The sequence below is a fragment of the Streptomyces mutabilis genome, assembly GCF_014649815.1.
GTDB classification, from domain to species: domain Bacteria; phylum Actinomycetota; class Actinomycetes; order Streptomycetales; family Streptomycetaceae; genus Streptomyces; species Streptomyces mutabilis.
Genome location: NZ_BMTT01000149.1, coordinates 1 through 707, shown reverse-complemented (window position 1 = coordinate 707; position 707 = coordinate 1). Strand labels below are relative to the sequence as shown.

Sequence of the window (707 nt, the reverse complement as noted above, 5' to 3'; positions counted from 1 at the left end):
GATAACATGACATAACTCATGCTGGGTTCCCCCATTCGGAAATCTCTGGATCAACGCTTACTTACAGCTACCCAAAGCATATCGTCGTTAGTAACGTCCTTCATCGGCTTCTAGTGCCAAGGCATCCACCGTGCGCCCTTAATAACTTAATCTATGTTTCCACCATATTTTGAATTGTTATTCAAAATAAATAGCTAAAACTAGTTATTAATCTTGTGAGTGTTCTTTCGAACACTAGCGATTATTTATGAATTCAAGCTTATTTAAAACTCTATTCACTCGGTTTTGCTTGGTAAAATCTTACTTACTTATCTAGTTTTCAATGTACAAATGAATGTTAATAAACATTCAAAACTGAATACAATATGTCACGTTATCCCTCATCTTCGTAGAAGATGTTCCGACTATATCCTTAGAAAGGAGGTGATCCAGCCGCACCTTCCGATACGGCTACCTTGTTACGACTTCACCCCAATCATTTGTCCCACCTTCGACGGCTAGCTCCAAATGGTTACTCCACCGGCTTCGGGTGTTACAAACTCTCGTGGTGTGACGGGCGGTGTGTACAAGACCCGGGAACGTATTCACCGTAGCATGCTGATCTACGATTACTAGCGATTCCAGCTTCATATAGTCGAGTTGCAGACTACAATCCGAACTGAGAACAACTTTATGGGATTTGCTTGACCTCGCGGTTTCGCTGCCCT

General features: G+C 42.0%; 2 rRNA genes. Both read right to left on the bottom strand.

Annotated features, from left to right (window positions below):
• Window positions 1–152 (bottom strand): 23S ribosomal RNA (locus IE142_RS39820); the annotation flags it as partial.
• A gap of 264 nt (window positions 153–416) precedes the next feature.
• Window positions 417–707: ribosomal RNA gene (locus IE142_RS39815) — 16S ribosomal RNA — on the bottom strand; the annotation flags it as partial.